The 19,740-nt window shown below is 53.2% G+C and carries 19 protein-coding genes and 1 pseudogene; 13 read left to right on the forward strand and 7 right to left on the reverse strand.

What is annotated here, in order from left to right:
* Window positions 1-24: 24 nt before the first annotated feature.
* Window positions 25-429, reverse strand: coding sequence for a DUF2541 family protein (locus E1B03_RS04590; protein ID WP_103768448.1), 405 nt, complete (start codon window positions 427-429; stop codon window positions 25-27).
* A gap of 383 nt (window positions 430-812) precedes the next feature.
* Here E1B03_RS04590 and dnaK point away from each other — a divergent pair, with 383 nt between their 5' ends.
* The 4 genes from dnaK (at window position 813) to nhaR (ending at window position 6,268) form a co-directional block, all read left to right on the forward strand.
* Window positions 813-2,735 carry a molecular chaperone DnaK gene (gene dnaK / locus E1B03_RS04595; protein ID WP_003829739.1) on the forward strand — a complete coding sequence of 641 codons (1,923 nt, stop codon included), beginning with the start codon at window positions 813-815 and terminating at the stop codon, window positions 2,733-2,735.
* 85 nt (window positions 2,736-2,820) lie between these two features.
* A complete protein-coding gene (gene dnaJ, locus E1B03_RS04600; RefSeq protein ID WP_008786151.1) occupies window positions 2,821-3,954 on the forward strand; it encodes a molecular chaperone DnaJ in 1,134 nt (377 codons plus the stop codon).
* A gap of 209 nt (window positions 3,955-4,163) precedes the next feature.
* On the forward strand, window positions 4,164-5,330 hold the full coding sequence (gene nhaA, locus E1B03_RS04605; protein WP_103768447.1) for a Na+/H+ antiporter NhaA: 1,167 nt from the start codon (window positions 4,164-4,166) through the stop codon (window positions 5,328-5,330).
* Between the two features lie 38 nt (window positions 5,331-5,368).
* On the forward strand, window positions 5,369-6,268 hold the full coding sequence (gene nhaR, locus E1B03_RS04610) for a transcriptional activator NhaR (RefSeq protein ID WP_003829732.1): 900 nt from the start codon (window positions 5,369-5,371) through the stop codon (window positions 6,266-6,268).
* Window positions 6,269-6,326: 58 nt separating this feature from the next.
* Here the strand turns inward: nhaR and rpsT are convergent, their stop codons facing one another.
* Complete coding sequence (gene rpsT / locus E1B03_RS04615) at window positions 6,327-6,590, reverse strand: 30S ribosomal protein S20 (protein ID WP_003018940.1); 264 nt, start codon at window positions 6,588-6,590, stop codon at window positions 6,327-6,329.
* Between the two features lie 105 nt (window positions 6,591-6,695).
* Between rpsT and E1B03_RS26425 the strand changes: the two are divergent.
* From E1B03_RS26425 to E1B03_RS04660, 9 genes and pseudogenes are all read left to right on the forward strand, one after another.
* Window positions 6,696-6,911: pseudogene (locus E1B03_RS26425) on the forward strand (DUF2575 domain-containing protein).
* A 7-nt stretch (window positions 6,912-6,918) separates the two neighbouring features.
* Window positions 6,919-7,857, forward strand: a complete 939-nt coding sequence (gene ribF, locus E1B03_RS04625; RefSeq protein ID WP_003837336.1) for a bifunctional riboflavin kinase/FAD synthetase — start codon at window positions 6,919-6,921, stop codon at window positions 7,855-7,857.
* 37 nt (window positions 7,858-7,894) lie between these two features.
* Entirely contained in the window at window positions 7,895-10,711 is a 2,817-nt protein-coding gene (ileS, locus tag E1B03_RS04630) for an isoleucine--tRNA ligase (RefSeq protein WP_133085754.1), read from the forward strand.
* Window positions 10,711-11,208, forward strand: a complete 498-nt coding sequence (gene lspA / locus E1B03_RS04635) for a signal peptidase II (RefSeq protein WP_003018932.1) — start codon at window positions 10,711-10,713, stop codon at window positions 11,206-11,208. Before ileS ends, lspA begins: the two co-directional genes overlap by 1 nt.
* Window positions 11,209-11,325: 117 nt before the next feature.
* On the forward strand, window positions 11,326-11,775 hold the full coding sequence (fkpB, locus tag E1B03_RS04640) for an FKBP-type peptidyl-prolyl cis-trans isomerase (protein ID WP_003018929.1): 450 nt from the start codon (window positions 11,326-11,328) through the stop codon (window positions 11,773-11,775).
* Between the two features lies 1 nt (window position 11,776).
* On the forward strand, window positions 11,777-12,727 hold the full coding sequence (gene ispH / locus E1B03_RS04645; protein ID WP_103768445.1) for a 4-hydroxy-3-methylbut-2-enyl diphosphate reductase: 951 nt from the start codon (window positions 11,777-11,779) through the stop codon (window positions 12,725-12,727).
* A 65-nt stretch (window positions 12,728-12,792) separates the two neighbouring features.
* Window positions 12,793-13,707, forward strand: a complete 915-nt coding sequence (rihC, locus tag E1B03_RS04650; RefSeq protein ID WP_133085755.1) for a ribonucleoside hydrolase RihC — start codon at window positions 12,793-12,795, stop codon at window positions 13,705-13,707.
* Between the two features lie 97 nt (window positions 13,708-13,804).
* Window positions 13,805-14,368 carry a glucose-6-phosphate isomerase family protein gene (locus tag E1B03_RS04655; protein ID WP_103768443.1) on the forward strand — a complete coding sequence of 188 codons (564 nt, stop codon included), beginning with the start codon at window positions 13,805-13,807 and terminating at the stop codon, window positions 14,366-14,368.
* Complete coding sequence (locus tag E1B03_RS04660) at window positions 14,361-15,143, forward strand: glucose-6-phosphate isomerase family protein (protein WP_133085756.1); 783 nt, start codon at window positions 14,361-14,363, stop codon at window positions 15,141-15,143. Before E1B03_RS04655 ends, E1B03_RS04660 begins: the two co-directional genes overlap by 8 nt.
* A gap of 136 nt (window positions 15,144-15,279) precedes the next feature.
* Here E1B03_RS04660 and E1B03_RS04665 read toward each other — a convergent pair whose 3' ends face one another.
* Genes E1B03_RS04665 through E1B03_RS04685 form a run of 5 tightly spaced genes read right to left on the reverse strand, consistent with a single transcriptional unit; the run spans window position 15,280 to window position 19,593 of the window.
* Window positions 15,280-16,098, reverse strand: a complete 819-nt coding sequence (locus E1B03_RS04665) for a PTS system mannose/fructose/sorbose family transporter subunit IID (protein WP_016151643.1) — start codon at window positions 16,096-16,098, stop codon at window positions 15,280-15,282.
* On the reverse strand, window positions 16,098-16,898 hold the full coding sequence (locus E1B03_RS04670; protein WP_016151644.1) for a PTS mannose/fructose/sorbose/N-acetylgalactosamine transporter subunit IIC: 801 nt from the start codon (window positions 16,896-16,898) through the stop codon (window positions 16,098-16,100). Before E1B03_RS04670 ends, E1B03_RS04665 begins: the two co-directional genes overlap by 1 nt.
* Window positions 16,899-16,908: 10 nt before the next feature.
* Window positions 16,909-17,403: a PTS sugar transporter subunit IIB gene (locus tag E1B03_RS04675; protein ID WP_133085757.1), complete on the reverse strand. Its 495-nt coding sequence runs from the start codon at window positions 17,401-17,403 to the stop codon at window positions 16,909-16,911.
* Between the two features lie 11 nt (window positions 17,404-17,414).
* Entirely contained in the window at window positions 17,415-17,843 is a 429-nt protein-coding gene (locus E1B03_RS04680) for a PTS sugar transporter subunit IIA (protein WP_103768440.1), read from the reverse strand.
* Window positions 17,844-17,847: 4 nt separating this feature from the next.
* Complete coding sequence (locus E1B03_RS04685) at window positions 17,848-19,593, reverse strand: class I mannose-6-phosphate isomerase (RefSeq protein ID WP_103768439.1); 1,746 nt, start codon at window positions 19,591-19,593, stop codon at window positions 17,848-17,850.
* Between the last annotated feature and the right edge of the window lie 147 nt (window positions 19,594-19,740).

A 19,740-nucleotide genomic window follows, 5' to 3' on the forward strand; every position in this document is an offset into this window, starting at 1 on the left:
GCTTCTGAATAAAAATATGCGGAGTTAGTCGTCGCCAATAACTTTCAGCGTTGCCATGTCAGAGGAGTTTACCGACTGGCCTGAGAAGGTGATTTTGGACACGCAGCGTTTGTTGTCGTTGTCGCTGTTAATGTTAATCCAGTTGGTGGTTTGCCCTTCTTTAATGGATGACGGGACGTTCAGGCTTTGGCTGGAAGTCCGCGCTGCTTTGAAGTAGACGGATGCGCCGTTGAGCTTAATATCGCCGCGATCGGCGGTGAGTTGAATGCGCTTCACAACCCGACAAACGGGAATTTTGAGCGTGAGATCGTTGGTTGCGTTGCGGGGCATGGCAATCATACCCAAAACTTTATGGTCGTTGGCGTGCGCGGTGCTGCTCAACAGCAGACCCATAAGCAGGCTGGCGGAAAGGGTTAACACGGATTTCATGGAATTTCTCTTTGACGGCTGCAAAAGTACGTAACTTCAGATCATCTTACCGCCGACAGAAAAACGATTCATGCTCGTAATCTTTTCTTTTTATTACAATTTTTATGTGAATGGCTCTACTGATTTAATTGGTTTTATGAATTAATTTTGGTGAGCGACTATTCATTTTTTTAACTTTGAGCCTTTTATCTGTGATTTTATTGCCACAAGGCTAAAAAAAATTTTCATTCCCCCCTTGATGACGTGGGTTACGACCCCATCTTGTAGACAACCGCAGTGGTGAGTCTGAAAAAAAACGATTCAGGGTAGTTGAAACCGCACGTTTCGCCCTTATTACAGATTCACAACCACATGATGACCGAATTTTTAGTGGAGACGTTTAGATGGGTAAAATTATTGGTATCGACCTGGGTACTACCAACTCTTGTGTAGCGATTATGGATGGCACTACTGCACGTGTGCTGGAGAACGCCGAGGGCGATCGCACCACGCCTTCTATCATTGCTTATACCCAGGATGGTGAAACTCTGGTTGGTCAGCCGGCTAAACGTCAGGCAGTGACAAACCCGCAAAACACCCTGTTTGCGATTAAACGCCTGATTGGCCGCCGCTTCCAGGACGAAGAAGTACAGCGTGATGAAGCCATCATGCCGTACAAAATCATCGGTGCTGACAACGGTGATGCATGGATTGACGTAAAAGGTCAGAAAATGGCACCGCCGCAGATTTCTGCTGAAGTGCTGAAAAAAATGAAGAAAACGGCTGAAGATTACCTGGGTGAACCGGTAACTGAAGCGGTTATCACCGTACCTGCATACTTTAACGATGCTCAGCGTCAGGCAACCAAAGACGCCGGCCGTATCGCAGGTCTGGAAGTCAAACGTATCATCAACGAACCAACCGCAGCTGCGCTGGCTTACGGTCTGGATAAAGAAGTCGGCAACCGTACTATCGCGGTTTATGACCTCGGTGGTGGTACTTTCGATATCTCTATTATCGAAATCGACGAAGTTGACGGCGAAAAAACCTTCGAAGTTCTGGCAACCAACGGTGATACCCACCTGGGTGGTGAAGACTTCGACAGCCGTATGATCAACTACCTGGTTGACGAATTTAAGAAAGATCAGGGTATCGACCTGCGTAACGACCCGCTGGCGATGCAGCGTCTGAAAGAAGCCGCTGAGAAAGCGAAGATCGAACTGTCTTCCGCTCAGCAGACCGACGTGAACCTGCCGTACATCACTGCAGACGCGACTGGTCCGAAACACATGAACATCAAAGTGACTCGTGCGAAACTGGAAAGCCTTGTTGAAGACCTGGTGAACCGTTCTATCGAGCCGCTGAAAGTAGCTCTGCAGGATGCTGGTCTGTCTGTTTCCGACGTTCAGGACGTTATCCTGGTTGGTGGTCAGACTCGTATGCCGATGGTTCAGAAGAAAGTTGCCGAGTTCTTCGGTAAAGAGCCGCGTAAAGACGTTAACCCGGACGAAGCAGTGGCAATCGGTGCTGCCGTTCAGGGTGGTGTACTGACCGGTGATGTGAAAGACGTACTGCTGCTGGACGTTACCCCACTGTCTCTGGGTATCGAAACCATGGGTGGCGTAATGACTCCACTGATCGCGAAAAACACCACTATCCCGACCAAGCACAGCCAGGTGTTCTCTACCGCTGAAGACAACCAGTCTGCGGTAACCATCCACGTGCTGCAGGGTGAACGTAAACGCGCCGCTGATAACAAAGATCTGGGTCAGTTTAACTTGGATGGTATCAGCCCGGCTCCGCGCGGTATGCCGCAGATCGAAGTGACTTTTGACATCGATGCCGACGGTATCCTGCACGTTTCTGCGAAAGACAAAAACAGCGGTAAAGAGCAGAAGATCACCATCAAGGCTTCTTCTGGTCTGAACGAAGAAGAAATCCAGAAAATGGTTCGCGAAGCAGAAGCGAACGCAGAATCTGACCGTAAGTTTGAAGAGCTGGTTCAGACCCGTAACCAGGGTGACCATCTGCTGCACAGCACTCGCAAACAGGTTGAAGAAGCAGGCGACAAACTGCCGGCTGACGACAAAACTGCTATCGAGTCTGCACTGACCGCGCTGGAAACGTCTCTGAAAGGCGAAGATAAAGCAGATATCGAAGCGAAGATGCAGGCGCTGGCACAGGTTTCCCAGAAACTGATGGAAATCGCTCAGCAGCAGCACGCACAGCAGCAGGCTGGTGCAGCAGGCGCTGATGCTTCTGCAAACAACGCGAAAGATGACGACGTTGTCGACGCCGAGTTTGAAGAAGTGAAAGACAAAAAATAATCGCCCTTTGAACGGGTAATTACTGGCACGGGCGAAGAGGTTTCCTCTCCGCCCGTGCACGCATGTTAGGGGCAGATAAAAAGAGATGGCTAAGCAAGACTATTACGAGATTTTAGGCGTTTCCAAATCAGCGGAAGAGCGTGAAATCAAAAAGGCCTATAAGCGCCTGGCCATGAAATATCACCCGGACCGAAACCAGGGTGATAAAGAGGCCGAAGCCAAGTTTAAAGAGATCAAAGAAGCGTACGAGATCCTGACCGATGCGCAAAAACGTGCGGCTTACGATCAGTACGGCCATGCCGCGTTTGAGCAAGGCGGCATGGGCGGCGGCGGCGGTTTTGGCGGCGGGGCTGACTTCAGCGATATCTTTGGTGACGTGTTTGGCGATATCTTTGGCGGCGGTCGTGGTCGTCAGCGCGCCTCACGTGGTGCTGATTTACGTTACAACATGGATCTCACTCTGGAAGAAGCCGTGCGTGGCGTCACCAAAGAGATCCGTATTCCGACGCTGGAAGAGTGTGATGTCTGCCACGGTAGCGGTGCGAAAGCCGGCACTCAGCCGCAGACCTGTCCAACCTGCCACGGTTCTGGTCAGGTACAGATGCGTCAGGGCTTTTTCGCCGTACAGCAGACCTGTCCACACTGCCAGGGTCGCGGTACGCTGATCAAAGATCCGTGCAACAAATGCCACGGCCATGGTCGTGTTGAGAAAAGTAAAACGCTGTCCGTTAAGATCCCGGCAGGGGTTGATACCGGCGACCGTATTCGTTTAGCAGGTGAAGGTGAAGCCGGTGAACATGGTGCGCCAGCGGGTGATTTGTACGTTCAGGTGCAGGTAAAACAGCACCCAATTTTCGAACGTGAAGGCAATAACCTGTACTGCGAAGTACCGATTAACTTTGCGATGGCTGCGCTGGGCGGAGAGATTGAAGTCCCGACGCTGGACGGTCGCGTGAAGTTGAAAATTCCGGGCGAAACGCAAACTGGTAAACTTTTCCGCATGCGTGGAAAGGGCGTCAAGTCTGTACGCGGTGGTGCTCAGGGCGATCTGCTGTGCCGCGTGGTGGTTGAAACCCCAGTGGGCCTGAACGACAAGCAGAAGCAACTGCTCAAAGATCTGCAGGACAGCTTTGGCGGCCCGACCGGCGAGCAAAACAGCCCGCGTTCCAAAAGTTTCTTCGACGGTGTGAAGAAGTTCTTTGACGATCTGACACGCTAATCCTCGATTCAATAATCTTTGATAAAAAGCCTGGGACTGAAAAGTTTCAGGCTTTTTTATTTCTATTTTCCGTTCGAAAAATCTTGATCGACTTTACCTTACTGGATCGTAAAAACCGATCTATTCATCATGAATAATCTAATTTTAACGAGCTTTTTGAGGGTGTAAGATAGTATTTACGAAGTATTCACCCAATAGAGAGAATAAAAGTGAAACATCTGCATCGTTTTTTTAGTAGCGACGCCTCGGGAGGTATCATTCTGATCATCGCTGCCGCGGTCGCTATGCTGATGGCAAATATCGGAGTAACCAGTGGATGGTACCACGCCTTTCTGGAAACGCCCGTTCAACTGCGGGTTGGCGCGCTTGAGATCAACAAAAATATGCTGCTGTGGATCAACGACGCGTTGATGGCGGTGTTCTTCTTGTTGATTGGTCTGGAAGTGAAGCGCGAGTTGATGCAAGGTTCGCTGGCCAGTTTGCGTCAGGCGGCATTCCCGATCATTGCCGCTATCGGCGGCATGATTGTCCCGGCGCTGCTGTACCTGGCGTTCAACTATGCTGACCCTATTACCCGTGAAGGGTGGGCGATCCCGGCGGCAACGGACATCGCTTTTGCGTTAGGCGTGCTGGCGCTGTTGGGCAGCCGCGTTCCGCTGGCGTTAAAAATCTTCCTGATGGCGTTGGCGATTATCGATGACCTCGGGGCTATCGTCATCATCGCGCTGTTCTATACCAGCGATCTCTCGCTACTGTCGCTGGGCGTTGCCGCGTGCGCGATCCTCGTTCTGGCGGCATTGAATCTGTGCGGTGTGAGACGTACCGGGATTTATATCTTAGTAGGCGTAGTGCTGTGGACTGCCGTATTGAAGTCTGGTGTGCATGCGACGCTGGCGGGCGTGATCGTCGGCTTCTTCATTCCGTTGAAGGAAAAACATGGACGTTCACCAGCGAAGCGACTGGAGCATGTTCTGCACCCATGGGTGGCATACCTGATCCTGCCGCTGTTTGCTTTCGCCAACGCGGGTGTCTCACTACAGGGCGTCACCATTGATGGACTAACCTCGGTGTTACCGCTGGGGATCATTGCGGGTCTGTTGATCGGTAAGCCATTGGGTATCACCCTGTTTTGCTGGCTGGCGTTGCGCCTCAGGATGGCACAATTACCAGAGGGCACGAATTTCCAGCAGATTATGGCGGTCGGCATTCTGTGCGGCATTGGCTTTACGATGTCGATTTTCATCGCCAGCCTGGCATTTGGTAACGTCGATCCTGAGCTGATTAACTGGGCGAAACTGGGGATCCTGATCGGTTCTTTGCTGTCGGCGGTAATAGGTTACTGCTGGTTACGCACCCGGTTGAACGCGTCAGCCTGACGGGATAACCCTTTCGTGACAATTTTCAGGGAGAGAGTATGTCTCATATAAACTACAACCACCTGTACTACTTTTGGCATGTCTACAAAGAAGGTTCGGTTGTTGGCGCAGCAGAAGCGCTTTATCTGACACCGCAGACCATTACCGGGCAGATTAAAGCGCTTGAGGAACGCTTGCAGGGAAAGCTGTTCAAGCGCAAGGGGCGTGGACTTGAACCCAGCGAATTAGGCGAACTCGTTTTTCGTTATGCGGATAAGATGTTCACGTTAAGCCAGGAAATGCTGGATATCGTGAACTATCGCAAAGAGTCAAATTTACTGTTCGATGTTGGCGTGGCCGATGCGCTATCTAAACAGCTGGTCAGCAGCGTGCTGGATGCCGCGGTGGTTGAAGATGAACAAATCCATCTGCGCTGTTTTGAGTCAACGCATGAGATGCTGTTGGATCAACTCAGCCAGCATAAGCTGGATATGATTATCTCCGACTGCCCGATCGACTCTACGCAGCAGGAAGGGTTGTTCTCGGTGCGCATAGGCGAATGCAGCGTGAGTTTTTGGTGCACCAAACCGCTGCCTGAAAAACCATTTCCGGCCTGCCTGGAAGAGCGTCGATTACTGATCCCTGGGCGTCGTTCGATGCTCGGGCGTAAGCTGCTGAACTGGATCAACTCACAAGGATTGAACGTTGAAATTCTCGGTGAGTTTGACGACGCCGCGCTGATGAAAGCGTTTGGCGCAACGCATAACGCTATTTTCGTTGCGCCTACACTCTATTCGCACAATTTCTATGCCGATGATTCTATTGTTGAAATCGGACGCGTAGAGAATGTGATGGAGGAGTACCACGCCATATTTGCGGAAAGAATGATCCAGCATCCGGCGGTGCAGCGTATTTGCAATGCGGACTATTCGGCGCTCTTTACGCCAACGAACAAATGACAGGCATAAAAAAACCCGCTTTCGCGGGTTTTTTCACAAAGCGACAACAAGCAGGCGATTAAGCCAGTTTGTTGATCTGTGCAGTCAGGTTTGCTTTATGACGTGCAGCTTTGTTTTTGTGGATCAGACCTTTAGCAGCCTGACGGTCCACGATTGGTTGCATTTCGTTAAATGCTTTCAGTGCAGTAGCTTTGTCGCCAGCTTCGATAGCTGCGTATACTTTCTTGATGAAAGTACGCATCATAGAGCGACGGCTAGCGTTGTGCTTGCGGGCCTTTTCAGACTGAACGGCGCGCTTCTTAGCTGATTTGATATTAGCCAAGGTCCAACTCCCAAATGTGTTCTATATGGACAATTCAAAGGCCGAGGAATATGCCCTTTTAGCCTTCTTTTGTCAATGGATTTGTGCAAATAAGCGCCGTTTAAATTGCAGCACTCGTTGCGTAGTGATGGCGCAGGATTCTACCAGCTTGCGTGGCGTGAATACAGCTTTTCCACGAGAAAAATTGCATTGGCGTGCCCGTAGAGGTCTGCAATTTGTTTCATAACAATGAAAACAATCCTCTTTCTGTTTCGTAGAAACAATCGCCGGTTAACGTTGACCGCGGTACAGGGTATACTTTCACGATTTTCACTGTTTTGAGCCAGACATGAAGCTGATACGAGGCATACATAATCTCAGTCAGGCCCCGCATGGGTGTGTGCTGACTATTGGTAATTTCGACGGCGTGCACCGTGGCCACCGTGCGTTGCTGCAGGGCTTACGGGAAGAAGGGCGCAAACGCAATTTGCCGGTGGTGGTGATGATTTTCGAGCCACAGCCATTAGAGCTGTTTGCCACGGACAAGTCACCTGCGCGCCTTACTCGCCTGCGCGAAAAACTGCGTTATCTGGCGGAGTGCGGCGTTGATTACGTGCTGTGCGTGCGTTTTGACAGGCGTTTCGCGGCATTAACGGCGCAGACCTTCATTAGCGATCTGCTGGTTAAGCGCCTTGGTGTACAATTTCTTGCCGTTGGCGATGATTTCCGCTTTGGCGCTAGCCGTGCGGGCGATTTCTTGTTATTACAGGAAGCGGGCGCTGAGTATGGTTTTGATATCACCAGTACCCAAACCTTCTGTGAAGGCGGTGTGCGTATCAGCAGCACTGCGGTACGTCAGGCGCTGGCAGAAGACAACCTGCAGCTGGCCGAAAGCCTGCTTGGACATCCTTTTACTATCTCAGGACGGGTGGTACACGGTGACGAGTTAGGGCGCACTATCGGTTTCCCGACGGCAAATTTACCGCTTCGTCGCCAGGTATCTCCGGTGAAGGGGGTTTATGCGGTTGAAGTGATGGGGCTGGGTGATAAACCGTTGCCCGGCGTCGCCAACATCGGCACCCGCCCGACGGTAGCTGGTGTACGCCAACAGTTGGAAGTGCATCTATTGGACGTTGTAATGGACCTGTATGGTCGCCATATAGATGTAGTACTGCGTAAAAAAATACGCAGCGAACAGCGATTTGCCTCGCTGGATGAACTAAAAGCGCAGATTGCGCGTGATGAGTTGACTGCCCGCGAATTTTTTGGGCTAACAAAACCGGCTTAATGCCTATACGAGTTTTAAATACGGAACCGAGAATCTGATGAGTGACTATAAATCAACCCTGAATTTGCCGGAAACAGGGTTCCCGATGCGCGGCGATCTCGCCAAGCGTGAACCGGGAATGCTGGCGCGTTGGACTGATGATGACCTGTACGGCATCATTCGTGCGGCCAAAAAAGGCAAAAAAACCTTCATTCTGCATGATGGCCCTCCTTATGCGAATGGCAGCATTCATATTGGTCACTCGGTTAACAAGATTCTGAAAGACATTATCGTGAAGTCCAAGGGACTCACGGGCTTTGACTCACCTTACGTTCCGGGCTGGGACTGTCACGGTCTGCCTATCGAGCTGAAAGTAGAGCAGGAATACGGTAAGCCGGGCGAGAAGTTCACCGCCGCTGAGTTCCGCGCCAAATGCCGTGAATACGCTGCTACGCAGGTTGACGGTCAGCGTAAAGACTTTATCCGTCTTGGTGTGTTGGGCGACTGGTCGCATCCGTACCTGACAATGGACTTCAAAACTGAAGCCAACATCATTCGTGCGCTGGGTAAAATCATCGGCAACGGTCACCTGCACAAAGGTGCGAAGCCGGTGCACTGGTGCGTTGACTGCCGTTCCGCGCTGGCGGAAGCGGAAGTTGAGTATTATGACAAAACCTCCCCGTCCATCGACGTGGCGTTCCACGCTGCCGATCAGGACGCGGTGAAAGCGAAATTTGGCGTTTCTGATGTTAACGGTCCGATCTCACTGGTTATCTGGACCACCACCCCGTGGACGTTACCAGCGAACCGCGCAATTTCTCTGGCACCTGATTTTGACTATGCGCTGGTGCAGATTGACGGCCAGGCCGTAATTCTGGCGAAGGATCTGGTAGAAAGCGTCATGCAGCGTATTGGCGCGGCTGAATACACTATTCTCGGCACTGTTAAAGGCGCTGAGCTGGAACTGCTGCGCTTTACTCATCCGTTTATGGGCTTTGACGTGCCGGCAATTCTTGGCGATCACGTTACGCTGGATGCGGGTACCGGTGCGGTCCATACCGCTGGCGGTCACGGTCCGGATGACTACGTCATCAGCCAGAAATACGGTCTGGAAATCGCTAACCCGGTGGGTCCGGACGGCGCATACCTGGCAGGTACCTATCCGGATCTGGACGGTGTGAACGTCTTTAAAGCCAACGATAAAATCGTTGCGCTGCTGAGCGAAAAAGGCGCGCTGCTGCACGTTGAGAAGATGCAGCATAGCTACCCGTGCTGCTGGCGCCACAAGTCGCCGATCATCTTCCGGGCGACGCCGCAGTGGTTCGTCAGCATGGATCAAAAAGGCCTGCGCGCGCAGTCGCTGAAAGAGATCAAAGGTGTGCAGTGGATCCCAGACTGGGGCCAGGCGCGTATTGAATCGATGGTTGCCAACCGTCCTGACTGGTGTATCTCCCGTCAGCGTACGTGGGGTGTGCCGATGTCTCTGTTTGTCCACAAAGACACCGAAGAGCTGCATCCGCGCGCTATCGAACTGATGGAAGAAGTAGCTAAACGCGTTGAAGTTGACGGCATCCAGGCGTGGTGGGATCTCGATCCGAAAGATATCCTCGGCGACGAAGCTGACCAGTATGTCAAAGTCCCGGATACGCTGGACGTGTGGTTCGACTCTGGTTCAACCCACTCATCAGTCGTGGATGTGCGTCCTGAGTTTGCAGGCCATGCGGCAGATATGTATCTGGAAGGCTCTGACCAGCACCGCGGCTGGTTCATGTCATCTCTGATGATCTCCACGGCTATGAAAGGCAAAGCTCCTTATCGCCAGGTACTGACCCACGGTTTCACCGTTGATGGTCAGGGCCGTAAGATGTCCAAGTCTATCGGCAACACCGTTTCTCCGCAGGATGTGATGAACAAGCTGGGCGCGGATATTCTGCGTCTGTGGGTCGCTTCTACCGACTATACCGGCGAAATGGCCGTTTCTGACGAAATCCTGAAACGTGCTGCCGACAGCTATCGTCGTATCCGTAACACCGCGCGCTTCCTGCTGGCGAACCTGAACGGGTTCGATCCGGTAAAAGACATGGTGAAACCGGAAGAGATGGTGGTTCTGGACAGGTGGGCGGTAGGTTGTGCGCAAGCGGCGCAGGAAGAGATCCTGAAAGCTTACGAAGCCTATGATTTCCACGAGGTGGTACAGCGTCTGATGCGCTTCTGCTCCGTAGAAATGGGCTCGTTCTACCTCGACATCATCAAAGACCGTCAGTACACCGCGAAAGCGGACAGCGTGGCGCGTCGTAGCTGCCAGACTGCGCTGTTCCATATTGCAGAAGCGCTGGTTCGCTGGATGGCGCCGATCATGTCCTTCACCGCCGATGAAATCTGGGGCTACCTGCCGGGCGATCGTGAGAAGTACGTCTTTACCGGTGAATGGTACGAAGGTCTGTTTGGTTTAGGCGAGACCGAAGCGATGAATGATGCCTACTGGGACGAGCTGCTGAAAGTGCGTGGCGAAGTGAACAAGGTCATCGAGCAGGCGCGTGCGGATAAGAAAGTCGGTGGTTCTCTGGAAGCGGCAGTGACCCTGTATGCTGAACCAGAACTGGCGGCGAAACTGACCGCGCTGGGCGAAGAGTTGCGTTTTGTTCTGCTGACCTCCGGTGCGACGGTTGCGGATTATGCAGCGGCTCCTGCTGATGCTCAGCAGTGCGAACTGCTCAAAGGTCTGAAAATCGTTCTCGGCAAAGCCGAAGGTGAGAAATGCCCGCGCTGCTGGCATTACACTACTGACGTCGGCCAGGTGGCGGAACACGCAGAAATCTGCGGACGCTGTGTCAGCAACATCGCCGGTGATGGCGAACAACGTAAGTTTGCCTGATGAGTAAGCCTCTTTGTTCAACAGGACTACGCTGGCTGTGGCTGGTGGTAGTCGTGCTGATTATCGATTTAGGCAGCAAATACCTGATCCTCCAGAACTTTGCTCTGGGGGATACGGTGTCGCTGTTTCCGTCGCTTAATCTGCACTACGCGCGTAACTATGGTGCGGCGTTTAGCTTCTTAGCGGACAGCGGTGGCTGGCAACGTTGGTTCTTTGCCGGTATCGCTATTGGTATCTGCGTTATCCTGATGGTGATGATGTATCGCTCGAAGGCAACGCAGAAGCTAAACAACATCGCGTATGCGTTAATCATTGGCGGTGCGCTGGGCAACCTGTTCGACCGCCTGTGGCACGGCTTCGTGGTTGATATGATTGACTTTTACGTCGGCGACTGGCATTTCGCGACATTCAATCTGGCCGATACAGCTATCTGTATCGGGGCGGCATTGATTGTTCTCGAAGGCTTCCTGCCGTCGAAAGAGAAAAAAGCCGCATAAAAAAATGCCGGATGGCGCTATGCTAATCCGGCCTACAATATACTGCGATCCTTGTAGGCCCGGTAAGCGTAGCGCCACCGGGCAAACAGGCGGCAGCAATTTTAAAGAGCAACCTGCATGTCTAAATCAGTACAGAGTAACAGTGCGGTGCTGGTGCACTTCACCCTTAAGCTCGACGATGGCTCCACCGCAGAGTCAACCCGCAATAACGGCAAGCCTGCGCTGTTTCGCCTGGGCGACGGTTCTCTGTCTGAAGGACTGGAACAACACCTGCTGGGGTTAAAAGAAGGTGATAAAACCACTTTTGCTCTGGAACCGGATGCCGCCTTTGGCGTGTCAAGCCCGGACTTAATTCAGTATTTCTCGCGTCGGGAATTTATGGACGCGGGCGAGCCAGAAATTGGCGCTATCATGCTCTTTACCGCAATGGACGGCAGTGAGATGCCTGGCGTGATCCGCGAAATTAACGGTGACTCGATCACGGTTGATTTCAACCATCCGCTGGCCGGGCATACCGTTCATTTTGATATTGAAGTGCTGGAAGTCGAACCGGCACTGGAGGCGTAAAATGCAGATCCTGTTGGCCAACCCGCGCGGTTTTTGCGCTGGCGTAGACCGCGCTATCAGCATTGTGGAAAACGCGCTGGCTATATACGGCGCACCGATTTATGTCCGTCATGAAGTGGTGCATAACCGCTATGTGGTGGATAGCCTGCGCGAGCGCGGCGCTATTTTTATCGAGCAAATCAGCGAAGTGCCGGATGGCGCGATCCTGATTTTCTCCGCTCATGGCGTATCTCAGGCGGTACGTAACGAAGCCAAAGGTCGTGATCTCACGGTTTTTGATGCGACCTGCCCGCTGGTAACGAAAGTGCATATGGAAGTTGCCCGCGCCAGCCGTCGCGGCGAAGAGTCAATTCTGATTGGTCACGCCGGGCATCCGGAAGTCGAAGGCACCATGGGCCAGTACAGCAACCCGCAAGGGGGAATGTATCTGGTTGAATCACCGGAAGATGTACTGAAACTGGACGTCAAAAATGAAGGTAAATTATCCTTCATGACGCAGACCACGCTCTCCGTTGATGACACCTCTGACGTCATTGACGCGCTGCGCCAGCGTTTCCCAAAAATTGTCGGGCCGCGCAAAGACGATATCTGTTATGCCACTACCAACCGTCAGGAAGCGGTTCGTGCGCTGGCGGAACAGGCTGATGTTGTGCTGGTGGTCGGCTCGAAAAACTCCTCTAACTCCAACCGTCTGGCTGAACTGGCCCAGCGAATGGGGAAAGCAGCGTACTTGATTGATGATGCGACCGACATCCAGGAAGCGTGGGTGAAAGAGGCGAAGTGCGTAGGCGTGACGGCGGGAGCCTCGGCGCCGGATATCCTGGTGCAAAACGTGATTGCTCGCCTGCAGGAGCTTGGCGGTGGGGAAGCGATTCCGCTGGAAGGCCGTGAAGAAAACATCGTTTTCGAGGTACCGAAAGAGCTGCGTGTGGATGTTCGTGAAGTAGAGTAAGTCTTTCCGGTTACGATTATGAGAAGATGCCAGACTTAACGTCTGGCATTTTTTATGGAGAAACCATGCGCTTACCGATCATTCTTGATACCGATCCCGGCATTGATGATGCCGCCGCTATTGCCGCCGCGCTGTTTGCCCCTGAGCTGGATCTACAACTAATGACCACAGTAGCAGGCAATGTGTCGGTGGAAAAAACCACCCGTAATGCGTTGCAACTGCTGCACTTCTGGAATGCGGATGTTCCGCTGGCGCAGGGGGCATCGATGCCGCTGGTGCGTCCGCTGCGTGATGCCGCTTCCGTACACGGCGAATCTGGTATGGAAGGGTATGAATTTGTCGAACACGACCGCCAGGCGATGGTGAAACCTGCTTTCCAGGCGATTCGCGATGCGCTGATGCATGCCCCGCAGCCCGTGACGCTGGTGGCGATTGGCCCGCTGACCAACATTGCGCTGCTGCTGACCCATTATCCTGAATGCGTATTCAACATTCAGCGCCTGGTAATTATGGGGGGGGCAGCCGGGCGGGGGAACTTCACGCCAAACGCCGAGTTTAATATTGCTATCGATCCCGAAGCCGCCGCGAAAGTCTTCCAGAGCGGGCTGGAGATTGTGATGTGTGGGCTGGATGTCACTAATCAGGCTATGCTTGCCCCGGAGTATCTGGCGACGTTGCCTCAGCTTAACCAGACGGGAAAAATGCTGCACGCGCTGTTTAGCCATTACCGTAGCGGCAGTATGAATACGGGACTGCGAATGCACGACCTGTGCGCTATTGCCTGGCTGGTGCGACCGGAACTGTTTACCCTGCAGTCGTGCTTCGTGGCGGTTGAAACACAGGGTGAATATACCTCGGGTACAACGGTAGTGGATATTGAAGGGCGTTTGGGGCATCCGACAAATGCCCAGGTCGCGCTGGGTATTGACGTTGAGGGGTTCCAGCAGTGGGTGGCAGAGGTGCTGGCGCTGGCGCCGTGAGGCTGTGATCCGGCCCGCAATATGCAGACAGAATTAGCAGGTTAATCGATTAATCTGCTAATCTTATCCTGTTGTTCTCCTCGGGCCGGAGACACATATGAACCTTTCTTTTATCCAGCCACCGCAGGTGGCGTGGGCAAGCGGCGCTTTGGCCGATGGCCCGTTATTGCGCAAATCCACTCGTATTCAGGATCTTACTGACGTTTTTGCCGATGAAAATGCTCGTCAGCAACTGGCTGGCGAGCAGGTCGTGTATGACGTTGAGATGCTGGATACGTCCCCCGCTGAAGGTGAACTCTACACTGGCGTTACCCATCTTTATCCTGGCCGAGTAGGCTGCGAGTATTTTATGACCCGCGGGCATTTCCATGCGCGTCGCGAACAGGGAGAGGTCTATTTTGGTCTGCGTGGCACCGGTTTGCTGCTGTTGCAAACCGAACAGGGCAACGCGAGACTGGAAAAGGTATTCGCCGGATCCGTCCACATTATCCCCGGTTTTACCGCGCATCGGTTAATCAATACCGGGGAAGAGGTGCTGTCGGCGCTTGCCGTATGGCCGGGAATTGCAGGCCATGATTATGCGGCGCTCGCCAGGGGCTTCAGAATAAGAGTCTTTGAGGAAAATAATCGGGTTCAGGCGAAGGAGGTACAGAATGGCTGATTTAGCGCATTCTTACGGCCTCGATATGACGGTTCATCATCATCCGCTTGGTTTTAGCTATGGGGATGAGGTTACCGGGCCGATGCCGGAGATTCGCCGACTCGATGACATCCGTGCCTCGCTGCGCGATCCGCACTGTGAAGGGCCGCAAGGAGTGTATGCCATTGCGATGGATGTGGCGCGAATGCAGGATCGCGAAGAGTTGAAAAAGCGGATGCTGTTGTTTGGTGTGGTGACCTATGCGGCGGGACGGCTCGGGGAGGAGCCGGTGCGTAGCCAGGGGCATATTCATCGTATCAGTCAGCACAGCGGCTGGTCCCCGCCGGAGCTTTACGAAATCTGGCAGGGAAAAGCGATAATCTATATGCAGGAGTATGTTGAGGACGACCCAGGCCGCTGTTTCGCTGTGATCGCCGGACCCGGTGAGAAAGTGCTGGTCCCCCCCGGTTGGGGGCATGCGACCATATCCGCAGACCCGAATGTACCGTTAACTTTTGGCGCGTGGTGCGATCGTGAATATGGTTTTGAGTATGAGGCCGTGCGTGCGCATAAAGGATTGGCGTGGTACCCATTACTGCAGGGAAACAACGTTATCTGGCAGCATAATCCACGTTACATTCCCGGAAGATTACACGCCGTAACGCCCCGACAATACACGGAGTTCTCGATTACTTCCGCACCTGTTTACCAGCAGTTCATCGAGGACCCGGCGCGTTTTCAATTTATCTCGCGCCCGGACAAGCACCCTGAGTTGTGGCAAAACTTTCATCCATAAAATAACCGGGGCATAGCCCCGGTACTGATTTTGCCGAATGGCGGCGCTGACGCCTTATCCGGCCTACATTTCGTATCTAACCGTAGGTCGGATAAGCATACGTACCGTCCGGCAAATGACAGGCGCACGCGAGACGCTACCCTGCAAACAGGCCCGTGGCGACGCCGAGGGCGGCCAGTATCAACAGTAAAATCATCGCTTTCACTGGCGACACACCCCGTTTGGCCATCAGATACCATGTGCCAAGCACCACAATCAGCGGCAGTAACTGCGGGAAGATACCGTCCAGCATTTGTTGAACGTGGATATTCACCCCATCTTTGGTAATAAATTCCAACCCGGTACCAAGCTTCACGTAGCTTGCCGCCACGCCCCCCATAACAAACACGCCCAACAGCGATAACGCTTCACGCAGACGGGCAGACTTGCTGCTTACCAGCATCTCCACCGAGCCGGAGCCCATCTTGTAGCCTTTCAGAAACAGAAACCACGAGCCGGGAATGATGATAGCCAGCCAGGCAACGGTATAAAACAGCGGTCCCAGAATGTTACCACCGGCCGCCAGGGCCATACCGATGCTGAGCAGGATAGGGATCAACATGCCGGGGATCATTGAATCGCCGATCCCGGCAATAGGGCCCATCAGACCAACCTTCAGGGTATTGATAGTCTCGCCATCGATCGGCTCACCGTTCGCTTTTTTCTCTTCCAGCCCCAGCACCATGCCATTAACGATCGCGCCTATCTGGGGTTCCGTATTATAGAACGAGGCGTGGCGGCGCAGCATTTCAGTACGTTGGGCGGCGTCGGGATAGAGCTTTTTCGCCACCGGGAGCATACTCAGGCAAAAGCCAAAAGATTCCAGACGCTCAAAACTCATCGATGACAAGTTGTGCATCATCCATGCGCGCCAGCAGCGGCGAAGATCTTTACGCGTAAGTGTACGTTCTTCCATCAGAATTCATCCTCATCATCATCGGCTACCGACTTTGCATTCGCGGCCTGCGGCGGTTCCGGTTTGTAGTTGTAATGGATCAACGCCAGCAGCGAACCGACGATCACCAGCGCGACCATGTTGAGTTTTAAAAAGACGATGCAGACAAAACCGACGAGGAAGTAGATCAACATGGTGTAGTTTTTAATGATCTGCTTGAGCAAAATCGCGATCCCGACGGCGGGTAAAATGCCGCCCAGTACGTTCATCGTCGACAGAACAATTTTCGGCAAACTGTCCATAAAACCGCTGATGTATTGCGCCCCGAAGTAGACCGCAATAAAGGTCGGTACGAAACGCAGGACAAAGTTTGTCACCTGTGGCCAGATGGCGCTGTTCAGGTAAATACCGCGTTCGTCGCCCCGCTCCAGCGCCACATCTGCCCGGTGATTCCAGAAGGAGTTCAGTACCATCATCGCGTTAAACAAAATGGTGCCGGCGATACCGATGGTGGCTGCCAGCGCGACCGCGACCTCGGGGCCTTTTCCGGAAAGGATCCCTAAAGCAATAGCCGGGTAAGCCACAAAGTTGAGATCGGCGGGCATCGAACCGCCGGGTGTAACCATCGCGATATACACTGCCTGAACCGCGACGCCAATCATGATCCCGGTTTTTATGTCGCCAAGGATAATCCCTACCAGCATTCCGGAAATCAGTGGGCGGGTGATTAGGTACCAGCCGCCGGTCAGTCCCAGCAGCCAGGGGCTGCTGAGGGCGCCAAGATAGCAAAGTATGCCAATCAACGTAGCTTCGATAATCATCGCGCGCTCCTTATTTCAGCTTCTGACGTGCGTCCTGCCAGCTGTAGCAACTGGCATCAGGCACCAGGCGAAACTCAACCACGTGCCCATGCTGCGTCAACCAGTCAAAGGCGGCAATTTCATCCCCGTTGACCGACTGATTTGGGCCGATGGTGGTGGTATCAGCACGAGCGCTCATTGGACCCACATTAATCTTGCCGTTGGCATTTTTCAGGCTGATCCCGGCTTCTTCAATGCGTTTGAGCGTTACGGGGGATTTGCCAATGACGAAATAACGCTTCTCGCTGGCAATGACTTTCGGCAGTTTTTCAATCGCGGTGGCCGTATCAAACAACCAGACTTTAGTGTCCTGTACGGCGCCTTTCATCACCGAAGAGAGCAGAGGGTCGGCCGCGACGGCATCGTCTATCGCGACAATGCCGTCACAGGGCAGCTCTTTGGCCCAACGTGTCACGAGCTGCCCATGGATTACGCGGTCATCGATACGTACAAAAGAAATACTCATAGTGGTTTCCTTTAAAAATCGTCGGACTGAACGGATAAAACCGGGGCGGCTTTAATCAGCGTGGGTACCGTCAACGCCAACAGCTCGACGGCTGCGGCGTGAACATCCGTTAAATGGCAGATCTCCTCGCTTTGTAACAGCATCGGGAAATTAACTCCCGCTACCACGGCAACGGGAGGAACCGTTTGTGCAGAAAACGCATGATGGCAGGCGACATTCCACGGCGTACCGCTTTGCATGTCGCACAGCACCAGAACGCCGTCAGCGTCTTTCCCGGCACTTGTGAGAACCTCAGAGAACGTCTGTTTAAACCCTTCTATACCTGCCTGTTCACTCAGCGTGACGGGGTAAACATGCGGTAATTCTCCGTAAACCATACGACCGCTGGCGAGAAGCGCTTCCGCCAGGGGACCATGGGTGGCAACAATCACGTTAATCATGCGCTTATCCTCTGACCCATGCTTTAATCGTGGCGAGCTGTTGTCCGATGCCTTTGCCAAACGGCGAAATGCGATACTCTCCAACGGCGGCTGGGATGATAAAGGTCTCTGCATAGTTGACGACAAACGGGGCAAACGCGCCGCTCGGGCTTTCGACAACGGCCTGCGCACCTTCGACCAGGTTCAGAACGTTTACGCCGCCATGGGTATGGTGAGTGACCGGTGCCGTAAACCAGTGGCGACGCGTTTCGATAAATTCACGTTCGTGCATACCGGTTCTTTCTTCTCGCCAACCTTCTCCTTCAGCAATGGGTTCAATACGGTTGACCAGGTTGTCGTGCACCCATTGTGTGTCGCGCTGCCAGTCAATAACCTGCTGGCCATGATCCAGATGCACCGGGCGCGGTAAGCCGTCTAACCCTAAGCGACCCCAGTCCCACAGCTTGAAGGTGAAGATATACGGTGTAGCGCTGATCTCCAGCACCATGGTTCCTGCCCCCGAACAGTGGACGGTTCCGGCGGGGATCAGGAAGTGATCGTGTTTATGCGCAGGGATCTGATTTACGAATCGTTCATCATCAAACGTTTTTTCGCCACGACCCGCGGCCCGGAGATCGTCGAGCATGTCCTGCGGCGCGATCCCGGTTTTGGTGCCGAGATACACCACGGCGTCCGGCTCGGCTTCGAGAATGTAATAGCTCTCATCCTGGGTATAGTGCATACCAAACTGCTGCTGAATGTATTCGGTGAGCGGATGAACCTGAAAGCTCAAATTCTGGCCGCCAATGGTGTCAAGAAAGTCAAAACGGATCGGGAATTCCGCGCCAAAGCGCGCATGAACTTTCTCGCCCAGCAGGGGGCGGGGACAGGTCAGTACCAGATCCTGAGAGGGGATCTCGATCCGCACGTTGCCAAAACGCAGTAACAGGCTGTTTTCCTCGGGCACGCAATCAAAACACCACGCGTAATTGGGGGCTGAGGGATCGAGATCGAAGCGTTGTTTCATCCATTGCCCGCCCCAGACGCCTGGGTCAAAGAAAGGGGCAACGCGAAACGGTTGTTGGGTGGTTTGTTGCAGACCGGCGCGTAGCGCGTCGCCGCTGACCATCGCGGGACTATTTTCTACCGTGGTATCGAGCAAATAATCGGCGCGTTTGAGTAACGGCGTTTTGTGTTTGTCGAAGACCCGCCATTCAATGAAAAAAGCACGTTTGTAACGACGAAGAATATCTTCATCCTGGTTTTCCGCTCCCCAGTTGCCCAGCCCGTCATGGCGCATACGCTGCTGAATTTCCCAGCGCGGAAGGTCAGCATAAACCAGCACATCACCCGGGTGCGCCAGCGCGGCGCCAGAGCCGTATACTACGACCAACCCTTCACTAACGGCATCAATCTGTTGGCGGAGCTGGTCGAGTTTGTCGCCATCAAAAAATTCATCCAGGTGATGACAGGAAAGCACGCCGAATACGCGATCGTCGGTCAGGTTACGCGCCAGTAGGTCATGAAGGGCCTGTTCATCGCGACGAGCGGATTCAATATTCAGCACCAGAGCGGTATCTAACGTCGTAATAAGTTGTTGTTCCAGCTCGTCAAGCCGCACGCCCGGATAGCAATCCACGATCAATACGGTTTTGGCTGAGCCAGAAACCCTGGTGTTAAGCACAGAATGGATCGACGACCAGCCCTGCCAGGCGTGGTGGTCATAGCCCTGAACGTTAACCTCAGGGAATTTATTATAGGTTGTACGCATTTTCTTTCTCCGTGTTGGCTTATTTAAGATTAATCGATTAACCTTATTTTCATAGTGTGGTTAACGCGATTAACCCGCCATAATCAGAATCCAGTGCGGTGAAATGCGCGTTAGCGTGATGTGAATCACACGTAAAAAGCCAAGATT

The sequence above is a fragment of the Citrobacter arsenatis genome, from assembly GCF_004353845.1.
Classification (GTDB): domain Bacteria; phylum Pseudomonadota; class Gammaproteobacteria; order Enterobacterales; family Enterobacteriaceae; genus Citrobacter; species Citrobacter arsenatis.